Source organism: Streptomyces sp. NBC_00846, assembly GCF_045207325.1.
GTDB lineage: Bacteria > Actinomycetota > Actinomycetes > Streptomycetales > Streptomycetaceae > Streptomyces.
The window spans coordinates 5,233,093-5,251,121 of record NZ_CP108846.1; the positions used below are offsets into that span (position 1 = coordinate 5,233,093).

At 69.1% G+C, this 18,029-nt stretch carries 13 protein-coding genes, 1 tRNA gene and 2 pseudogenes; 11 read left to right on the forward strand and 5 right to left on the reverse strand.

What is annotated here, in order from left to right:
* Nucleotides 1-132: 132 nt before the first annotated feature.
* Nucleotides 133-1,029, reverse strand: a complete 897-nt coding sequence (ligD, locus tag OG936_RS24235; protein WP_406497404.1) for a non-homologous end-joining DNA ligase — start codon at nucleotides 1,027-1,029, stop codon at nucleotides 133-135.
* Nucleotides 1,030-1,090: 61 nt separating this feature from the next.
* Between ligD and OG936_RS24240 the strand changes: the two genes are divergently transcribed.
* The 3 genes from OG936_RS24240 to OG936_RS24250 all read left to right on the forward strand — a co-directional run bounded on the left by OG936_RS24240 (nucleotide 1,091) and on the right by OG936_RS24250 (nucleotide 3,608).
* Nucleotides 1,091-2,221 carry a Ku protein gene (locus OG936_RS24240; RefSeq protein WP_406497406.1) on the forward strand — a complete coding sequence of 377 codons (1,131 nt, stop codon included), beginning with the start codon at nucleotides 1,091-1,093 and terminating at the stop codon, nucleotides 2,219-2,221.
* A gap of 407 nt (nucleotides 2,222-2,628) precedes the next feature.
* A complete protein-coding gene (locus OG936_RS24245) occupies nucleotides 2,629-2,976 on the forward strand; it encodes a peptidase inhibitor family I36 protein (RefSeq protein ID WP_406497408.1) in 348 nt (115 codons plus the stop codon).
* 254 nt (nucleotides 2,977-3,230) lie between these two features.
* Nucleotides 3,231-3,608, forward strand: coding sequence for a hypothetical protein (locus tag OG936_RS24250; protein WP_266748552.1), 378 nt, complete (start codon nucleotides 3,231-3,233; stop codon nucleotides 3,606-3,608).
* A gap of 129 nt (nucleotides 3,609-3,737) precedes the next feature.
* Here OG936_RS24250 and OG936_RS24255 read toward each other — a convergent pair whose 3' ends face one another.
* The gene (locus OG936_RS24255) at nucleotides 3,738-5,642 is read right to left on the reverse strand and encodes an exo-alpha-sialidase (RefSeq protein ID WP_406497410.1); all 1,905 of its coding nucleotides are present in this window, start codon (nucleotides 5,640-5,642) and stop codon (nucleotides 3,738-3,740) included.
* A 482-nt stretch (nucleotides 5,643-6,124) separates the two neighbouring features.
* Between OG936_RS24255 and OG936_RS24260 the strand changes: the two genes are divergently transcribed.
* The 6 genes and pseudogenes from OG936_RS24260 (at nucleotide 6,125) to OG936_RS24285 (ending at nucleotide 15,020) form a co-directional block, all read left to right on the forward strand.
* Nucleotides 6,125-6,769 carry a helix-turn-helix domain-containing protein gene (locus tag OG936_RS24260; RefSeq protein ID WP_406497412.1) on the forward strand — a complete coding sequence of 215 codons (645 nt, stop codon included), beginning with the start codon at nucleotides 6,125-6,127 and terminating at the stop codon, nucleotides 6,767-6,769.
* The gene (locus OG936_RS24265) at nucleotides 6,766-8,145 is read left to right on the forward strand and encodes an MFS transporter (protein WP_406497413.1); all 1,380 of its coding nucleotides are present in this window, start codon (nucleotides 6,766-6,768) and stop codon (nucleotides 8,143-8,145) included. Before OG936_RS24260 ends, OG936_RS24265 begins: the two co-directional genes overlap by 4 nt.
* Nucleotides 8,146-8,343: 198 nt before the next feature.
* Nucleotides 8,344-8,478 (forward strand): annotated as a pseudogene (locus tag OG936_RS24270) (DNA-binding response regulator); the annotation flags it as partial.
* A gap of 178 nt (nucleotides 8,479-8,656) precedes the next feature.
* On the forward strand, nucleotides 8,657-9,142 hold the full coding sequence (locus OG936_RS24275) for a phospholipase (protein ID WP_406497415.1): 486 nt from the start codon (nucleotides 8,657-8,659) through the stop codon (nucleotides 9,140-9,142).
* A 611-nt stretch (nucleotides 9,143-9,753) separates the two neighbouring features.
* A complete protein-coding gene (locus OG936_RS24280; protein WP_406497416.1) occupies nucleotides 9,754-10,821 on the forward strand; it encodes a helix-turn-helix transcriptional regulator in 1,068 nt (355 codons plus the stop codon).
* 344 nt (nucleotides 10,822-11,165) lie between these two features.
* Nucleotides 11,166-15,020, forward strand: coding sequence for a S8 family serine peptidase (locus tag OG936_RS24285; RefSeq protein ID WP_406497418.1), 3,855 nt, complete (start codon nucleotides 11,166-11,168; stop codon nucleotides 15,018-15,020).
* A gap of 75 nt (nucleotides 15,021-15,095) precedes the next feature.
* On the opposite strand, the pseudogene OG936_RS24290 reads toward OG936_RS24285, so the two are convergent.
* From OG936_RS24290 to OG936_RS24300, 3 genes and pseudogenes are all read right to left on the reverse strand, one after another.
* Nucleotides 15,096-15,206 (reverse strand): annotated as a pseudogene (locus OG936_RS24290) (DNA-binding protein); the annotation flags it as partial.
* 224 nt (nucleotides 15,207-15,430) lie between these two features.
* Nucleotides 15,431-15,901 carry a GNAT family N-acetyltransferase gene (locus tag OG936_RS24295; RefSeq protein ID WP_406497419.1) on the reverse strand — a complete coding sequence of 157 codons (471 nt, stop codon included), beginning with the start codon at nucleotides 15,899-15,901 and terminating at the stop codon, nucleotides 15,431-15,433.
* A 341-nt stretch (nucleotides 15,902-16,242) separates the two neighbouring features.
* Nucleotides 16,243-16,314: transfer RNA gene (locus OG936_RS24300), tRNA-Arg, on the reverse strand.
* Nucleotides 16,315-16,486: 172 nt separating this feature from the next.
* Here OG936_RS24300 and OG936_RS24305 point away from each other — a divergent pair.
* Both OG936_RS24305 and nrtL read left to right on the forward strand, forming a co-directional pair.
* Nucleotides 16,487-16,969 (forward strand): response regulator, encoded by a 483-nt coding sequence (locus OG936_RS24305; RefSeq protein WP_406497421.1) that lies wholly within the window; start codon nucleotides 16,487-16,489, stop codon nucleotides 16,967-16,969.
* 55 nt (nucleotides 16,970-17,024) lie between these two features.
* Nucleotides 17,025-18,020 carry an ArgS-related anticodon-binding protein NrtL gene (gene nrtL / locus OG936_RS24310; protein ID WP_406497422.1) on the forward strand — a complete coding sequence of 332 codons (996 nt, stop codon included), beginning with the start codon at nucleotides 17,025-17,027 and terminating at the stop codon, nucleotides 18,018-18,020.
* The last annotated feature ends 9 nt before the right edge of the window (nucleotides 18,021-18,029 follow it).

An 18,029-nucleotide genomic window follows, 5' to 3' on the forward strand; every position in this document is an offset into this window, starting at 1 on the left:
CCACCATGCGCTATGCGGCCGTGAGGGCGAATTCCGGCCGCCTCGACGGCACATACGACACGCCATCCGCTCCGGCCCCGAACCCTGGCGCAGAACACCCATGCCCGCCACGGAGCACCCGTGTCACTACAACTACCGCGCAGCCGGCAGCGGTCGCGCCCGGTCCGGATCGGTGAGCGGCCGGAGCAGATCCCCGTACCGCTCCAGCCGCGCCGCCATGTCACCGGCCAGGAAGACCAGCGTCTCCGGCGTCCGGCACGCCTCGATCTCCGCCCAGGTGACGGGCGCCGAGACGGTCGGTTCGGGCCGGGCGCGCAGCGTGTAGGGGGTCGCGGTCGTCTTCGACGCCGCGTTCTGGCTGAAGTCGACGAACACCTTCCCCGGCCGCAACGCCCGCCTCATGCGGTGCACGACCTGCTCCGGAAGCTCCCGTTCCGCCTCGACGGCCAGCCGTTTCGCGTACGCGGACACCCGATCGGCGGGGGTCGGCTCCAGCGGTACGAGCAGGTGCAGCCCCTTCGACCCGGAGGTCTTCCCGTACGCGGGCAACCCGTCCGCCGCCAGCCGCCCGCGCAGCCACGACGCCACCGCACAGCACTCCACGACGGTCGCGGGCGCACCGGGGTCCAGGTCGAACACCATTCGGTCGGCGAGCCCGGGCGCCTCGGCCCGCCACTGCGGAGTGTGGAATTCCACCACCAGATTGGCCGCCCACATCAGCGAGGCCAGATCCTCCACGACCACCTGTCCGGCCTGCTTGTCCTCCTGGTGCGGCACCTGGGTGGTCCGTACCCAGGACGGCGTACCCGGCGGCGGATTCCTGGTGAAGAAAAGCTGCCCGTCCGGCCCGTCCGGATAGCGCAGGAAGGACACGGGCCGGCCGCGCAGATGCGCCAGCAGGGCCTTTGCCGCGGTGGTCGCGTAGTAGTGGAGCACCTCTCCCTTGGTGGTTCCCGTGGCCGGATACAGCACCTTGTCGAGATTGCTGAGCGCCAGCCGCCGCCCCTCCACCTCCGTGATCGGCGTCATACGATAAGAATCACATGTTTCATGGATCTATAGGCGTCTATGCGGACACAAGGGGTGAACGGTGAGGTCCATTTGGAACGGCGCCATCTCCTTCGGGCTGGTCAGCATCCCGATCAAACTGGTCAACGCCACCGAGAACCACTCGATCTCCTTCCGTCAGATCCACCTCGCCGACGGCGGCCGGATCCGTTACCGGAAGGTCTGCGAGATCGACGAGGAGGAAGTCACCGCGGCCGAGATCGGCAAGGCGTACGAGGGCGCCGACGGCTTGGTGATCCCGATCACCGACGAGGACCTCGGCGCGCTCCCGCTGCCCACGGCCAAGACGATCGAGATCGTCGCCTTCGTGCCCGCCGCCTCGATCGACCCGCTCCAGATGGACACGGCGTACTACCTCTCCGCCAACGGAGTTCCGGCGGCCAAGCCGTACATCCTGCTGCGTGAGGCGCTGAAGCGGAGCGAGAAGGTCGCCCTGGCGAAGTACGCGCTCCGCGGCCGCGAACGGCTCGGTATGCTGCGGGTGGTCGACGATGTGATCGCCATGCACGGCCTCCTGTGGCCGGACGAGATCCGCAGCCCCGAGGGTGTCGCCCCGAACACCGAGGTCAAGGTCCGCGACGCCGAACTCGACCTGGCCGACGCGCTGATGAACACACTCGGCGAGGTCGACATGGACTCGCTCCACGACGACTACCGCGAGGCGGTCGAGGAGCTCATCGCGGCGAAGGCGGAAGGCCGGAGCGTGGCGCCGGCGGAGACGGTGGAAGCCGGCGGCGAGGTCATCGACCTGATCGCGGCGCTGGAGAGCAGCGTCCGGGCGGCGAAGGAGGCCCGGGGCGAGGAGCCGTCGGCGGAGTCCGAGGAAGAATCGGCGAACGCCCCCGTGGCCAAGGTCACTTCGCTCACCGGCCGTAAGAAGTCGGGTGGAACCGGAGCGAAGAAGAAGGCCACCGCGTCAACCAAGAAGACGGCCGCGAAGAAGTCGACGCCGAGCAGGGCACCCGCCAAGAAGTCCGCCGCGCGATCGACGGCGAAGAAGCCGGCCGCCAAGTCCTCGGCAGCCACGGGGACTTCGGGGACTTCTGTGCCCTCGGTGTCCTCGGCGAAGAATTCCACCGCGAAGTCGGGCACCAAGTCGGATACGAAGCCGACGGCGAAAAAGGCCTCCCCCCGCAAGCGTGCTTCGGCCTGACGAGGCTCATGGAGGGAGTGCGTAACGGCGCCGGGGCCAGTCGGAACATGGTCTGCGGTCAAGGTAGTTGGGCCATCGAAGTGGTGGTGACGATACAGTTCGGGCCGACGTGAAATGCCGAACTCGTTCTGCGTTGGTGCAGACGTTCACCTGGGAACGCCGGAAAGCCGGGAACCCCACCGCGAAATCGCCCCCGGAAGTCGCGTTGTAGTGCATTCCCTATGGCGCGCATCCCGTTGGCCTGAAACCGCTCATCCGCCGCACGTATTTCCGGGCCACGGAATAACTCCGACAGCCCTGTCAGCAGGGTAATTTGACGATTACGCCGCCATTGCGAAACGAGGGTTTCGTTTACCGGTGGTTCGGAGACCGCGAGAGAAAGGCGGAGGCCTGTGAAGAGGACTCTGATGTCCGGTGTTATCGCTGGGGCATGCATGATGGCAGCCTCGGTTGTCACGGGAGCGGCGCCGGCGAGCGCCAACTCCAATGATTGCCCCAAGGGTTACGTATGCGTGTGGGGCGACAGCAACTACGAGGGACGTTTCCTCTTCGTGCCGGGAACGGACCGTGCCAACGTCGGCAGCGCGATGAACGATCTGACCACCTCCCTCTGGAACCGCACCGGTTCCCGGGTCTGTTTTTACGACAACAACAACTACGGCGGATCGGTCCTGGCGATCGTGAGCCCGGGCGAAGCGCGCGGCAATATCGGACGGACAGCCAACGACAGAATCACCTCATGGCGAGCCTGCTAGGACCTGTCTGACGGGTCGCTGACGGGCGGGGCCGGTGCAGCGTTGCGGTACGAACGGCTGCCCCGGAGCAGCGGCTCCGGGGCAGCCAGGTCATCAACCCGTACGGCTTCGACGCCACGGACGGACTGCTGACGACCGACGGCGCCGGGCTCGCTCACCCGCCTGGTCGAGTCGGGCCTCGTCATCTCGGACCGACGGCTGCGGGAAACGCTGACTGATCACCGACCGCACGTCTCCGCGCCTATGCTCGCTGGATGGAGCAGAGCGAAGTGGTGAAGCGTGTGGTGGGAATCCTCACGGAGGCGGGGGAGATCCGTCGGCTCCTCGAAGAGAACGTCGACCGTGACGACGTGGAAACCGATTCGAGCGTGGTGACCGCGCTCCTGAACGAGACGATGCCCCGGATCACGATCCCCGAGGACGCCTCGATCGAAGAGGTCGCGGTTCTGGTCGGCCGGGAGGTCGGTGGTGCGGTGGAGCAGCTGGTCGGCGCGTTCACGCTGGCCTTCGCGATGCTGGCCCAGGTGCACGACTCCGGGCAGACGGACGTGTCCTCCGCCGACGTACTGCAGGATCTGGCGCTGCGAGCGGAACAGATCGGTTCCGGCGGACCGGACGACCTGGACTCGTAGGCAGCGCCGTGGTCGCCCCGGGTCGGGCCGGCTCGTTTGCTGGTCCGGCGGACCGACCTGCCCGGTGTTCCCGTGGCCGACACGGGAACACCAGCCAGAACCGCTGTCGATGAGCGCGGGCGCAGAAGGTCAGGGGGCCCGGAGTACGGTCACTTCCGCGGCGGCCGCGAACTGCTGGCCGTTCACGGCGCTCAATGCGGTGAACCGTACGTAGCGAGCCTGCTGCGCGGCGAAGGTCACCTCCTTCTCATTCTTCGAGCCGCTGTAGGTGCCCGCGAAGACCTGGCGGAAGGACTCGTTGTCGTCGCTGATCTCTACGGTGAAGCGGGCCACGTCGCCATTGGCGGCGCTGTCCTGGCGGGGCAGATAACGCAGACCCGAGACGGGCTGGGTGGTGCCGAGATCGAGGGTCAGCTGATGGGGCATGGGGGCGACGGAGGGGCTGTACGCCGTGTGCCACTTGGTGGCCGGGTTGCCGTCGATGGCGTTGGCGGCGCGGCCGTTCTCCGCGGCGGTCTCCTCGCTGCCCACTGAGGCGATCGTGATGCTCTTGCGATCGACCGGGACCTGGCCACTCAGGCCCGGCTTGATCGTTGCTGTGTCGGCGGCGTACGACCTGCCCTTGTTCGTGGTCAGGTGGGCGGTGTATGGGTACGCATCGGCGATCGCCGTGTCCGGGACGGTCACAGGGACGGTGACCGAGATCTGCCCCCCGCTGGGGACCGTGGGTACCTTGACCGCCGGAGCCGACCATCCGTCGGGCAGGTCGAGCCGAAGCTCGCCGCCCGTGAGGCGGTTCCGTTCCTGGTTGGTGACCATCACGGTGAAGCCGCTGGTCCGGCCCGCGGGAAGCGACTCCGGCGGGGTCACGGTGAGAGGCGCGCAGACGCCGTTCAGCCAGTCGTCGCCGAAGCGGGCGAAGGTGATCTTCTCGTAGGGGTGGGACGAACCGCGCTCGTAGAGCAGTCCGAGGGAGCCGTCGCGAAGACGGGCGAGGGTGGAGTAGGCGGACGGGCCCGCCTCGACGGTGCGGCGGATCGGCCAGGTCCTGCCGTCGTCGCAGGACATCTTGACAGTGGTGTTGGCGCGGTCGGTGATGCTCTCGTTGTTGCTGAAGAGCAGCTTGTGGGCTTCCGGACTGCGCGGAGAGGCATTGGGGTTCCAACGGATGACGGAACCGTTGTCACCCGGGTCGATCAGGTTCGGGTCGGCGCGCAGTCCGGACCAGGTGGCACCGCCGTCGGAAGAGTAGGCGACGAGGCGATGGGGGCTGGACCGGACGTTGAGCATGAGACGGCCGTCGGCCAGCTCCACGCTCTTGTTCTCGTCGGTGCCGGGGCCCACCAGCTCTCCCATGTGCCAGGTCTCACCGTGATCGTCGCTGTAGGCGCTGGCCGCCCAGTTGCCGTTCTTGTACCGGACGGAGTATTGCTGAACCAGTCGCCCCGCATACGGGCCACGCTTGATCTGGATGCCCTGGCCGCTGGCGGCGAACATGCCGGCCCAGGCGGGATCCTTGATCTCGTGAGTGATGCGGCGGTGCTTCCAGGTGCGGCCGTCGTCGTCGGAGTAGCTGTAATCGGCCTGGAGCACGTTCGGATCGTTCTCGTCCGTGCCGGTGGCGCTGCCGAAGTACCCCTGGTTCTGTCCGGCAGCGTAGAAGAGGAAGATCCGGCCGCTCTGTCGGTCGACGAGCAGGCTCGGGTCGCCGTAGCCGTGCGGGGCCGGGTCCTTGCGGACGATCTGCTGCGACTGCCAGGTCCGGCCGTCGTCGGTGCTGCGCCGCAGCATGATGCCGATGTTGCCGGGCAGGTCGCCGAGGGTCGGGCGGGCGTCGTAGGCCGCCAGAACGGTTCCGGACTCCGTCGTGGTCAGCGCGGGAATGCGGTAGTAAGGGGAGCCGGTGCCTGCGGTCGCCAGGTCCTGCTGGGAGAGGGTCCCCGTGTCGGAATGCGCGGGCGCTGCCAATGCGGTGCCCGTCGCCAGTGCCAGGGCGACTGCTGCTGCCACGGTGGCCGGAGCGGTTCTCTTCATGCCGGAGATGCCTTCCTCGGAAGCGTACTGATGGGCGGCGGCCCTACTGGACTAGACATCAGATGTCGGAGGTCTGATGTCTCGGACCGTAGATGTGCCCGGGGTGCACGTCAATGGCTGGAACCGTGAAAGATCAGGGAATGTGGGGGAGTTGGTGGCGAGGGTGACGCCGACGACGGAACGCGAGTCAGCCCTCTCTGGCCGATGTGGTCTTGCCGTGAGCAGCCCGGCGGCCCGGAGAGGCGTTCTGTTCGCCGCCGACCCTGCAGAGCGCAGTTTCTTGGCCGACGGGCCGCACCGCGTCCGGACCGGCGCCGGCCTCTTCGGCGGTCACGGCGAGGGTGACCGTGTTGGTTCCGCGGGCGGATCGAGGTCGACGGCGGTGCGATACCACCGCACGTCGTACTGGCGGCATCCAGCTTTCCAAAATAATTTCTGCAAAAATGCTTTTGGAAAGCCTCTGATGGTTCTACTCTCCCGTCATGGTCAGCGACGAGCAGAGACGCGTACTCGATCCCGAGCAGGACGCAGCAGCCCTGAAGGCCCTCACACACCCGCTACGTATCCGGTTGCTCGGGTTGCTGCGGCAGGACGGTCCAGCCACCGCGAGTGAACTCGCCGTCAGGACCGGGGAGTCATCCGCTTCCACCAGCTATCACCTGCGGGTTCTGGCGAAGTACGCGTTCGTCGCCGAGGCCGAGCACCGTGACGGGCGGGAGCGCCGCTGGCAGGCGGTGCACGCCGTGACTTCCTGGAGCAGCAAGGCAATGGAAGCCACAGCGGGCAGCCGCGCCTACGTCAGCCTGTCGCGCAGGGTCCAGATCGAGCACCTGGAGGCTTCTCTCGTCCGGCACGAGGCCGACATCGCCGATGGGCGGCTGGGCCACGAGTGGGTGGAACCGTCCGGGATCAGCGACCTGATGCCCCGTCTGACCCCCGAGTCGCTCACCGAACTCTGGGACGTGCTCGATCGGAAGCTGGAGGAACTGACCACCCGCGATGCAGAAGATCCGCGCGCTGCGCAGGTCGTACTCCTCACCGCCGGATTGCCCTTGGCGCCGCGCGGCCCCGGCACTGAGGCGGATACCTCTGCCCCTGCGGGGACAGATGCCGAGGACGCGTCATGACCGGCCCGCTGGACATACGCACCGCACGCCGCCGCTACACCACGGTCTGCGTTCTGTTCTGGCTGCCGCTGGGACTGAGCGTCGCTCCCCAGATCCTGCTGTTCACCGAGCGCGGCATGACCATGGCGGCCATCGCGGGCTTCTTCGCCGCGCACTCCCTCACCGCCGCCGCGCTGGAACTGCCCACCGGAGGACTGTCCGACGTCCTTGGACGGCGCGCTGTTCTGGCCTCCGCCGGCCTGCTGAACCTGGCCGCGTTGATCCTCGTGAGTCTGGGCACCGCCCCCTGGCTGCTCGGCCTCGGCATGGCTCTGGTGGGCGCCGGCCGTGCCCTGTCCAGCGGACCGGCCGAAGCCTGGTACGTCGACACCGTCCAGGCGCACTCCGGCCCCGACGCCGAACTGCACACCGGGCTGGCCCGCGGCGGCACCGCGACATCCGCCGCCCTCGCCACCGGCACCCTGGTCGGCGGTGGCCTTCCCTGGCTGCTCGGACTCGGCCCCGACCTCGGTGCCCGACTGAGCGAGGCAACGTCCGAGCTGGTGCTGCCCCTTTCCGTTCCGATGCTGCTCGGCGCAGCAGTAGAGATCGCCTTCGTGCTGTATGTCCTGACCGCTCTGCGGGAGCCGCCCCGACCGGCGGCCACCTTGCGCGTGGTACTCCGAGGCATCCCGGCCACCGTCGTGGGCGGACTGCGGCTGGGGGGCCGCGATGCGCTGGTCCGCCGGGTGCTCCTCAGCGCAGGGGCCGCCGGCAGCGGCCTGGTCGCGATCGAACTGCTCACGCCGGGCCGTGCCGCGGCCCTCACGGGCGCGTCGGAGTCGGGGGCGGTGCTCTTTGCCGCGCTCGCCTGCGCCGGATTCATCTGCTCGGGTATCGGCAGTCACCTCTCACCGCTGACCGCCCGGCTTGCGGGCAGTGGCGAGCGTGCGGTCATGGTGAGCCTCGGCGCGAGCGCGAGCGGCCTGCTTCTGCTCGGCGCCACCGTGGCGTTCACAGGGGTGGGCTCCATGGTCCTCGCGGCCATCGGCTACGGCCTGGTCTACCTCGGGCTCGGCGCAGCCGGGCCGAGTGAGAACGAGCTCTTGCACCGCCGTGTCACACGTTCGGGCCGGGCCACCGCGCTGTCCGTCCAGTCTCTCGCGCTGCAACTGGTGGGGGCGCTCACGGGCTTGGTTATCGGTGTCCTTCCGTCAGGCCCGCTGCCGTGGCTGCTGGGAGGCACCGCACTGCTTGCAGGAGCTCTCCTGTGGATGCACCGCAGCGGGCCCACACCCCCGACTCCGGCGGCAACGCCGCAGCCACACCCACACACTGTGTCGTCCTCCCCGAGCACCGTCGGCTCCGACCCCCATCACCAACATGCCGATCAGTAGCGCCGGGACCAACAATCCGAAGACCGCGCAAGCGCATGGGTGACCGAAGGGTGCCGCGCCTGTTCGTGAACACTGATCGGGCTGCCACTGCTCGCGCTGCTGGCGTTCGCCGGAGTGCCGGTGGCCGCGTTGGAGCGCCGGGACGAAGGCCTCCACGCGGCCGTGCGCCTGCGCACCGACCGGCCCGCGCTCCCGGTCCTCGCACGCCAACTGGTCGTCTCCGAGGCGGCGGTGGGCAAGCACATCGGCTCGATCCTCGCGAAACTGGACCTGCCCCCGGCGGACGACACGCACCGGCGGGTGCTGGCGGTGCTGGCGTTCCTGCGCTCGTGAGGCCCGACGCGTCCACGACCGGCGAACGTCGGCGCGCGCACCTTTACTCCGGACAGCTGGCCCAACGCCTCGGACACGCCGCCGATACGGTCGCGTCGCAATACCCTCCGCAAGGCTGGGACAAGCCCCTGCGGGTCCCCCGCCGGGCACCGTTCAGCAGCCCGTACGGAGGAGCTCGATGCACCGTCGTCCCACCACCACCCTGACCGCCGCCGCTCTCGCCCTGCCCCTGGCGCTCGGCCTGGCGGCCTCCCCGGCCTCGGCCGCCCCCGCCGACAAGCCCCAGGTCCTGAGCAGGTTCACGCAGACCGGCGCGAGCAGCTACCACACCTGGCTGGCCGCCCGCCGCAACCAGTCCGCGTGGAGCGCGTACGGCTTCGACTGGTCCACCGACTACTGCACGGCCGCCCCCGACAACCCCTTCGGCATCCCCTTCCAGAACTCCTGCGCCCGCCACGACTTCGGCTACCGGAACTACAAGGCCGTCGGCACCTTCACCGCCAACAAGGCCCGCCTGGACAACGCCTTCTACGCCGACCTCAAGCGCGTCTGCGCCAACTACCGGGGCCTGAAGAAGACTGCCTGCGCCGCCGCTGCCTGGACCTACCGCAAGGCCGTCAACGAATTCGGCTCCGCCGCTTTTCCCGCCGCGGTCACGCGCTGAAACGGCGTGAGCACGGGTCGTGGACCGGGGCACGGGCATCGCCGGTGCACCGGTCCGCGGTGCTCTACGGACCGGGGCTCGCCGGAGGCGGCGTCACGGCCGTTTCGATGGTCGACCGGACATGGATCCGAGTGGTACCCCCGGAAGGATTCGAACCTGCGCACACGGCTCCGGAGGCCGTAGGCGTCCCGCGCGGGTTCGCAGGTCGACGGCTTAGTTGACGAGCCATCAGGCATCTCGTCCCGCGCGTATCCCACGACCTGGGAATGCGCCGAATGCCCTGAAATCTGAAGTGTCAGATTTTGATGGCGGTAATTCGACTGCCGCACAGCGCGGTGAGGTCTTCCGGATCGGCCTCGGGGAAGCCTTCTGGAATCCGCCGGCTCGCTGCGGGGCCGTGTTCGTATCCCGCCAACTTCGATGAGAACGCGATTCCTTCTTGTCGGCGCCGGGTACATGTCCACTTTGCTGCTGCCAAAACGTGTGATCGATCTCGATTCCCGAGTCCGTATACCATTGCCACCGATCGAATAACTTCTCAAGATCGGTAAAGCAGTGAAATCCGGCCAATGCCGTGTAGCGCGAGGCGGATTGTGGAGAGAGGGGTCGCGATGCTCAAGGCTCTGGACCGGGCCGATGTCGATGTCGAGGAGCGTATCCACAGTGAGCCGCTGCGGGACGGAGCCTGCGAGGTGGGCCGGCTCGCTGTGCGGCTCAGGCTTCCGTTGGAGCGCATCGCGCACGTCGTCGACGCGTTGCTCGTCCGAGGGGCGGTCACGTGGAAGGGCGATGCCGACTCCCGGGCCGTGGCGCAGCCCCCCGCCCCCACGCACTTCGCCTCTACGCCGTCGGCCGCCACAGGGCGGATCGAAGTTCTGACAGAAAGACAGAAACCCGAGTTGTCGGCCGAGTTGGTCGCCCTGCGGACCTCACTGCTCGGGGTCGCCGAAGAGAGTTCACCGGGCGATGCCGTGTCCGGGCGGGGCCCCGCGTCCTGGGCGCTGCGGCCGGCCGGCCCCGATCACGCCGCGCGGATCCAGCGCGGGGCGCGGCACGAGGTGCTGCACTTCGACGCGCCCCCGTACTGGTCCGTGGACAACACCGTCCAGCTGGGGCACTTGTCGGACGGAGTGCCGTACCGCACCGTCTACGGTCGGCACGCGATCGAGTATCCGGGGGCGATGGTACGGATCAACCAGTGCCTGGAGGCCGGGGAGCAGGCCCGGGTGACGTCCCGGCTGCCGATGAAGATGATGATCGTCGACCGGGAGCATGCCATCATCTGCGCCTTCGGAGAGGGCGGGCGTGAGCGCGAGGGCGATCCAGGGGACCTGGTGATCGTCGACCCGAGTCCACTGCTCGACGGCCTGATCGAGCTGTTCGAGCGGGTCTGGGCCGACAGCGTGCCCTTCGACCGCGACGGCACCGCGGCCGATGCCGCCAGGGACGAACTGGGCACCGAGGACAAGCGGTTGCTGACCCTGCTGCTCAGCGGCCTGACCGACGACGCGATCGCCCGGCACCTGGGCGTCGGCCGACGCACCGTACTGCGTCGCGCCCGCAGCCTGATGGACCGGGCCGGGGTCGCGACCCGGATGCAGCTCGGCTGGTACGCGGCCAGGCAGGGCTGGGTGGAGGCGTCCCGCAGGGCAGTGGCCCCGGGACCGGTTCAGGGGTAGCGGAACAGCGGGACGTGGCCGGGACGTTCGGGCCCTGTGCAGTACGTGGCCGCGGTGCTCGGCCCCCGCGCGGCACGTGGCAGGGGCGCCGGGCCCCGCGCAGTTCGTGCCCCGAGCGCCCCCGACGCGCGAGGCCCGCTCCTCCAGGCCCCCAGGAGCCCTTCCCCTCACCAACTGGCACACATGCGCCACTTCTGGAGCTTCAGCCCCAGCCCTGACGGGCTATAGCCTCCGGATGCGCCGCCCGGTCCGGGCCCGTCCCTCTCTGCTTTCGGGGCTCTCATGCCCGTACTTCGGCGTGCGCTCCTTGCGCTCATTCTCGTTTTCCACCCAAGGAGGAGTACGTGCCGACCCCCTCGCGCGGCAGACTCAGAAGACGGCTGCTCGCCGTCACGACGGTGCTCGCCACCGGCGCGCTGATACCCGGGATCAGTTCCGGGACGGCGACCGGAGCACCCCTCGCGCCCTCCCCGGCCGGCGGCTCGTTGCCGAAGGCGGCGAAGAACGCGAAACCGGCCGAGATCACCCTCGTCACCGGTGACAAGGTGGCGGTGACGAGTGGCGCGGGCGGCCGTACCTCCGTGACCGTCACACCCGCGCCCGGCAACGGGACGACGTTCCAGACCGTCACCGATCCGAAGGGCGACCTGTACGTCTACCCGACCGACGCGCTGGCCGGTCTCGCCCTGAACACCCTGGACCGGCGGCTGTTCAACGTCACCCAGCTGCTGAAGGACGGGCACGGGGACGTCAAGGACAGCACGCTGCCCGTGATCGTCTCGTACGCCGACAAGCCCTCCCGCGCGAAGCTGAGCGACCGGGCGCGACGGTTGCCCGCCAGCAGGACCGGCGTCGTGCTGAACCGTACGGGCATGGCCGCCCTCCGGGTCGACAAGCACAAGGCGGCCTCGTTCTGGAAGGCCGCCCAGCCCGCGCCGGCCAGGACGGGCCGGGCGAAGACCGCGGTCGGTTCCGGAGTCGCCAAGATCTGGTACGACGCGCCCGCGAAGGTGACGCTCGACAAGAGCGTCGCGCAGATCCACGCCCCCGAGGCGTGGGCGGCCGGCTACGACGGCACCGGTACCAAGGTCGCCGTCCTCGACACCGGCGTCGACCTCGGCCACGTCGACGTCAAGGACCGGGTCATCGAGGCGAAGAGCTTCGTCGGAACCCCCACGGTCCAGGACGGCCATGGCCACGGCACCCACGTCGCGTCCACCATCGCGGGCAGCGGCGCCGCCTCGGACGGACGCTACAAGGGCGTCGCCCCCGGCGCCGACCTGCTGATCGGCAAGGTCCTCGGCGACAACGGCAAGGGCCCGGATTCCGGCGTCATCGCCGGGATGGAATGGGCCGTCGACCAGGGCGCCGACGTGATCAGCATGAGCCTGGGAAGCGCCGGAGACCCCGAGGACAACCCCTCCACGGAGGCGGTGAACCGGCTGAGCGCGGCGAGCAAGTCCCTGTTCGTGATCGCCGCCGGCAATGACGGCCCGGGCACGTCCACGATCGGAAGCCCCGGCGCCGCCGACGCGGCCCTGACGGTCGGCGCCGTCGACAAGTCCGAGGGGCTCGCCTGGTTCTCCAGCCGTGGCCCGCGCACGTACGACCACGGGATCAAGCCGGACGTCACCGCTCCCGGCGTCGACATCGTCGCCGCCCGCGCGGCAGGCACCGCCATGGGCACCGTGGTCGACGGGAAGTACACATCGGCCAACGGCACCTCGATGGCCACCCCGCACGTCGCGGGCGCCGCCGCCATCCTCGCGCAGCGGCACCCCGACTGGCAGGGGGAGCGCCTCAAGGCCGCGCTGACCTCGCACACCGACCCCTCCGCCGCGTACAGCGTCTACGAGCAGGGCAGCGGCCGCGTGAACGTCGCCGCCTCCCTCGACTCCCGAGTGGACCTCTCCGGGCCCGCCGACTTCGGCATGATCTGGTACCCGGGCAAGGGCGAGACGTACGACAAGCTCACCCGCACCCTCGCCCTCAGCAACCCCACCGACACGGCGACGACCGTGAAGCTCGCCGCGCACACCACGAAGGGCACCCTGCCCGACGGCGCGCTGACCTTCGGCCACGACGAGATCACCGTTCCCGCCGGCGGCAGCACCGAAGTCCCGGTCGTCCTCGACCCGAACCTCCTCGACGCAGGCGACTACACGGGCGACGTCACGGCGACCACCGCGGACGGCGCCACGGCACACGCCGCGCTCGGCTTCACCAAGGAGGTCGAGAGCTACGGCATGACCGTCGACCTCAAGGACCGCACGGGCGGCGCCCCCGACCGGAGCCTCGTCGTAGTCATGGGCCTCGACAACGACTACTACCAGAGCTTCCCGACGAGCGGCCGGGGCAGCCTCAAGCTGCGCGTTCCCCAGGGGAACTACGCCCTCTACGGCGGAATCACCACCGGCGATCTCGGCTATAAACACGGAGCCGCCGACGCCCTCGACCTGTTCAGCCTCCCCGACGTCACGGTCACCGACAAGCCCGTCACCGTGACCGCGGACGCCACCCGGGCGAGCGACTTCCGGCTGAACGTCGTCGGTGAGAAGCGACCGCTCCAGTCCTCCACATTCACCTACCAGTTGCGCCGCACCGCCCCGAACGGCCGCACCGCGGGCATCTCCACGACCGGCGACGCCTCACCCACGACCGGGCACTTCGGCGCCATCCCCACGGCCGAGCCCCGGACGGGCACGCTGTCCACGACCTTCTACCAGCGTGAGCGGCAGCCACTGCTCACCGGCGAGGTCAGCGGCCACAAGGGCTTCCCCCTGACGCTGCGGGCACCCGTCAACCTCGCACGCTTCGACGGCACCAAGAAACTTGAGGTCGTGGACATCGGCCGCGGGAGCCCCGAGGAACTGGCCGCGAAGGACGTCAAGGGCAAGGCCGTGCTCGTACACCACGACCGTCCGGTCAGCGTCGGAGTGCTGGCCGGTGAGCTGGATGACGCCGGCGCCGCCGCAGTCCTGGTCGCCCGGACGACCGACCGCAGTGTCTACGCCAGCGTCGGCGACGGCCTGAACATCCCGTTCGCCGGGATCGGTTACCGGGACGGAAAGGAACTGGCCGCACGGATCGCGGCGGCCGGTCACGGCAAGCCCGTCACCGTCGCCCTGCACGGCCAGAAGGAGTCGGCCTACGCCTACTCCGGTCAGTGGAGTTTCCACGACGGCATCCCCGCCGACCTCGGTGCCACGGTCCAGCGCAAGGACTTCGCCAAGATCACCAACGCCTTCCACGGCTACGGACGCGAGCAGTACAGCGCCTACGTGCAGGACGTCTGGGGCCCCGAGGCGACGAACACCGTGTCGGAGCGGGTGCCGGAGGTCGTCCTCCGGGGACAGCAGCGCGACGACTACGTCTACGCGAAGGGCGGCCTCACGTACCAGCAGCACGTCGGGTTCAAGTTCTACGGCCCCCAGATGCACGGTAGGACCGAGACCCCGCGTCCCGGCCGTTCCATGACCGAGAACTGGTTCGGCCCCGCCCTGCACCCGGCTCCGCTGGGCAGCATGGTGTCCTGCAACTTCTGCAGCACCGACATGGGCGTCGTGCCGCTGCCCGGGGTGGGGGCGGACTCCGACCCCGAGCACTACACCGACTGGGGCCCCATCGTCAGGACCGCGTTCTACCGCGACGGGAAGGAGATCGAGGACGGCAGCCAGTGGACCATCAAGGACAGGGCCGCTTACCGGCTGGACATCGACCTCCCGTTCGACACGGAGTCCGAGAACTACTTCGAGGGCGCCAAGGGCACGCACACGCAGTACTCGTTCACGGCGGACGCCCCTCGCGGGGTGAACCAGGACACCTGCAAGGACATCCTCGACCTGGTCTCGACCTGTGAGCCCCTGCCGGTGATCGCGACGCACTACCGGATCTCCTCCGACCTGCTCAACCGGGTCCGTGCGGGCACCCCGTACTCCTTCACCCTGGACGGCTACCGGGCCAAGGGCTGGACGGGGTCGACGAAGCTCGCCGGGGCGAAGGTCTCGGTGAGCTACGACGGCGGCACGACATGGCGCCCGGCCACGGTCGAGCGCGCGGACGCGGACTCCTTCCGGGTCTCCTACCACCAGCCGAAGCTCTCCGCTACCAACGGATACGTGGCCGTCAAGGCCGAACTCTGGGACGACGCGGGCAGCCGCACCATCGAAACCCTCGACCGGGCCTACGGGCTGAAGTAGCCCGGGGCCGAGCGCGGGCGCCGCACCGGACCCCCATCCGGTGCGGCGCCCGCGCTGCCATGAAGCATGAAGTGTTCAGACCTTGATGGCGGTGATTCGGCTGCCGCACAGCGCGGTGAGGTCTTCCGGATCGGAAGTGAGCACGGTGACAGGGCCGGGTGAGGCCAGGGCGGTCGCGCCGAGCATGCCTGGCCCAAGTGCCTCGACGGACGGCAGGAGATCGCCAACCGCAAGATCGAAGAGTTGCTGCGTGAATACGAGTGATCACGCGCATCTGACGTTAGCCCCCAGCCTGCATGGGCGGGGGGTTTCGTCGTGTCTCAGCCGCGTGTCATCGGCCGTTGGTTGCTCGTTGCACCTGCCGCGCCGCGTTCCGTTTTCACCTAGGGGCGATCGCTTTCCGTATGAGCTCACCGAGTGGGGAAGGTGAGCCTCAGAACGATCTCGCCGTCGTCGATCTCCCCGGTGGGCTCGAACCCGAACTTCTGATAGAAGGGCCACGGTTCGCCGTCGCCGGGCTCGTAGCTGGTCAGCAGCTCGGTGGCGCCGTCCGTGCGAACCAGGGCGGTGATCTGCGTGAGCGCCTCTCGGCCGATCCCTCGCCCCTGGTACCGCTTGTCGACGAGAAGGCGCCAGATGAAGTGCCGCCCTTTGTAAGGACCAGCCGGCGGTTTCCACGACAGCATCACGAAGCCGACTGGCTCGTCGTCGCGGTACAGGGCGCGGTACCAGGGATTGGCCTCTGGTTTCTTTGTCGCCTCCTTGAGCGACTTGGACACGGAGGCGACGAACTGCTTCTGGTCACGTCGGACGCGGAGGGCACGAACGGCATCCCGGTTGGCGTCGGTGATCTCCCGAAGCTGCACGCCTGGGGACCGCATGCCACACCCCTTCCTGCATTCGACAGCTGCGCCATCCGGGCCGACGTGAAGAGCCGCCGCCGCGCGGCAGTCCGTTGTGTGTACGCAATATCAAGAACGTCAGGTTGGACGTCTTCGCAGCGTATTCCACGCAGCGGATCTGGAGCGGGACTGGCACGCCGGGCTGTGCCCGCGTCCGAGGCAGCTGCTTCGACCTGGGCAGACACTCCAAGATCCTGTCCACGAATAGTCCACAGACCCCGTCCTAAGGCCGCTCGGCGCTGCACATGCCTGCGCATACGCGAAGACCCCGGCCTCAGCGTTTCCGCTGATGACGGGGTCTTTAGGCACTTCGATCGAAGTGCCCCCGGCAGGATTCGAACCTGCGCACACGGCTCCGGAGGCCGATGCTCTATCCCCTGAGCTACGGGGGCGTATCGCTGTGTTGCTCGGCGACGGGAGAAACACTACCAGCTTCCACAGGGTGTCCGTGAACAGGTATTTCGGCGCCGCCGGGGGTGGCTGTGCGGGTCCCCGGGGAGCGGGAGGGCGGAACGTTCTGCGTACATCCGGCCACCTTGCCGTACCACTCGTCCGTGGTCGGAAATGGGCAAAACCCGGACGCAGCCCCTACACTCCGCCTACCCTCGAAGGGTGTCAGGGGCATGTGGCCGCGTGCTTGTTGTCGACGACAACAAGGTCATCCGGCAGTTGATCAGGGTCAACCTTGAGCTTGAGGGCTTCGAGGTCGTGACCGCGGCCGATGGTGTCGAGTGTCTCGATCTGGTGCATCGGGTCCGTCCCGACGTGATCACGCTCGATGTCGTCATGCCCCGGCTGGACGGTGTGCAGACCGCCGGCAGATTGCGTTCCGATCCGCGGACAAGACATGTGCCCGTGGCGATCGTCAGCGCCTGCACGCCCCACGAGGCGGACAACGGAGTCGACGTGGGGGTCGACGCGTTCCTGGCGAAGCCGTTCGAGCCGAGTGAGCTGGTGCGGCTCGTACGGCAGTTGATGGCCCGGGAGGACCCGTCGGCGCTCGACGGCAGACAGGGCGCCGGGAGGGCGGAGCGCGCCGCCGGGTGACCGGATGGCGAAACCGGGTCGCGAGGCAGCCCCCGTCCTCCCATACGCTTGTCCTGTGACCCCCGCCGATCTCTCCAGGACCGTGCTGCACGCCGTGCGCCGCGCGGTCGACGAGGACGCCTTGCGCGCGCCGGTGCCCGCGCGCGTGCGGGTGGAGCGGACCCGGCCCGGCGGGCGTGGGGAGTACGCCTGCGCCGTCGCCCTCCAGCTGGCCGGGCCCGCCGCGCTGCCGGCCCGGGAAGTGGCCGAGATCCTTCGGGTACGGGTCCAGGGGGCGCCGGGAATCGGTGGCGTCGAAGTCACCGGGCCGGGGTTCCTGAACTTCACCCTCCGAGGCCCCGACCCCGTCGACGTGGCGGTCCGGGCCGTCGAAGCGGGCGGTACGCGCTACGGCCACGGGGACGGCCTCCGCGGCGTGACCGCGTCGTTCGCACCCGTCGGAGAACTGCGCGCCCGGGTCGTCACCGAGACCGTCGAGCGGCTGCTCCGGGCCCAGGGGGCCGAGGTCGGGGAGCGGACGGCCGACGGGGAAACGCTGCACGTGGCGCCCGTGCCCGCCGCCGACCGCGATCTCTTCGAGCGGCTCGGGAGCGACGCCGCGCGCTGGGCGCTGCTGCGGGCCGCCCCGCACGACCGCGCCCGGTGCACGGGCGGCGACGAGCTCCTCGTACAGGGGGAGAGCAACCCACTGTTCCGGGTGCGGTACGCGTACGCCCGGACCCGTGCCCTGAGCCGGAATGCCGAGCAGCTCGGGTTCCGTGCCGGGTACGAGGAGAGCGTGGACGCGCCCGCACTCGGGACGCTCCTCACCGATCATCCCGAGGTGCTCGCCGCCGCCGCCCGCCACCGCGAGCCCGACCGGCTCGCCCGGCAGCTGGAAGCGGTCGCGCAGGCCTTCTTCGACTTCCACGACAGCGCTTCGCCACTCCCTGTCGGTGACGAGAAACCCTCGGCCGCCCACCGTTCCCGGCTCGCCCTCGCCGAAGCCGCCGGGACGGTGCTGGCAGGCGGCCTGACCCTGCTCGGCATCAGCGCACCCGAAGTCCTCTGAGAGACCCGA

Coding starts and splice junctions, on each gene's coding strand:
- ligD (WP_406497404.1), bottom strand. CDS start 1,029: ATGACGCCGATCACGGAGGTGGAGGGGCGGCGGCTGGCGCTCAGCAAT.
- OG936_RS24245 (WP_406497408.1), top strand. CDS start 2,629: ATGTCCGGTGTTATCGCTGGGGCATGCATGATGGCAGCCTCGGTTGTC.
- OG936_RS24250 (WP_266748552.1), top strand. CDS start 3,231: ATGGAGCAGAGCGAAGTGGTGAAGCGTGTGGTGGGAATCCTCACGGAG.
- OG936_RS24255 (WP_406497410.1), bottom strand. CDS start 5,642: ATGAAGAGAACCGCTCCGGCCACCGTGGCAGCAGCAGTCGCCCTGGCA.
- OG936_RS24260 (WP_406497412.1), top strand. CDS start 6,125: ATGGTCAGCGACGAGCAGAGACGCGTACTCGATCCCGAGCAGGACGCA.
- OG936_RS24265 (WP_406497413.1), top strand. CDS start 6,766: ATGACCGGCCCGCTGGACATACGCACCGCACGCCGCCGCTACACCACG.
- OG936_RS24275 (WP_406497415.1), top strand. CDS start 8,657: ATGCACCGTCGTCCCACCACCACCCTGACCGCCGCCGCTCTCGCCCTG.
- OG936_RS24280 (WP_406497416.1), top strand. CDS start 9,754: ATGCTCAAGGCTCTGGACCGGGCCGATGTCGATGTCGAGGAGCGTATC.
- OG936_RS24295 (WP_406497419.1), bottom strand. CDS start 15,901: ATGCGGTCCCCAGGCGTGCAGCTTCGGGAGATCACCGACGCCAACCGG.
- OG936_RS24305 (WP_406497421.1), top strand. CDS start 16,487: ATGGGCAAAACCCGGACGCAGCCCCTACACTCCGCCTACCCTCGAAGG.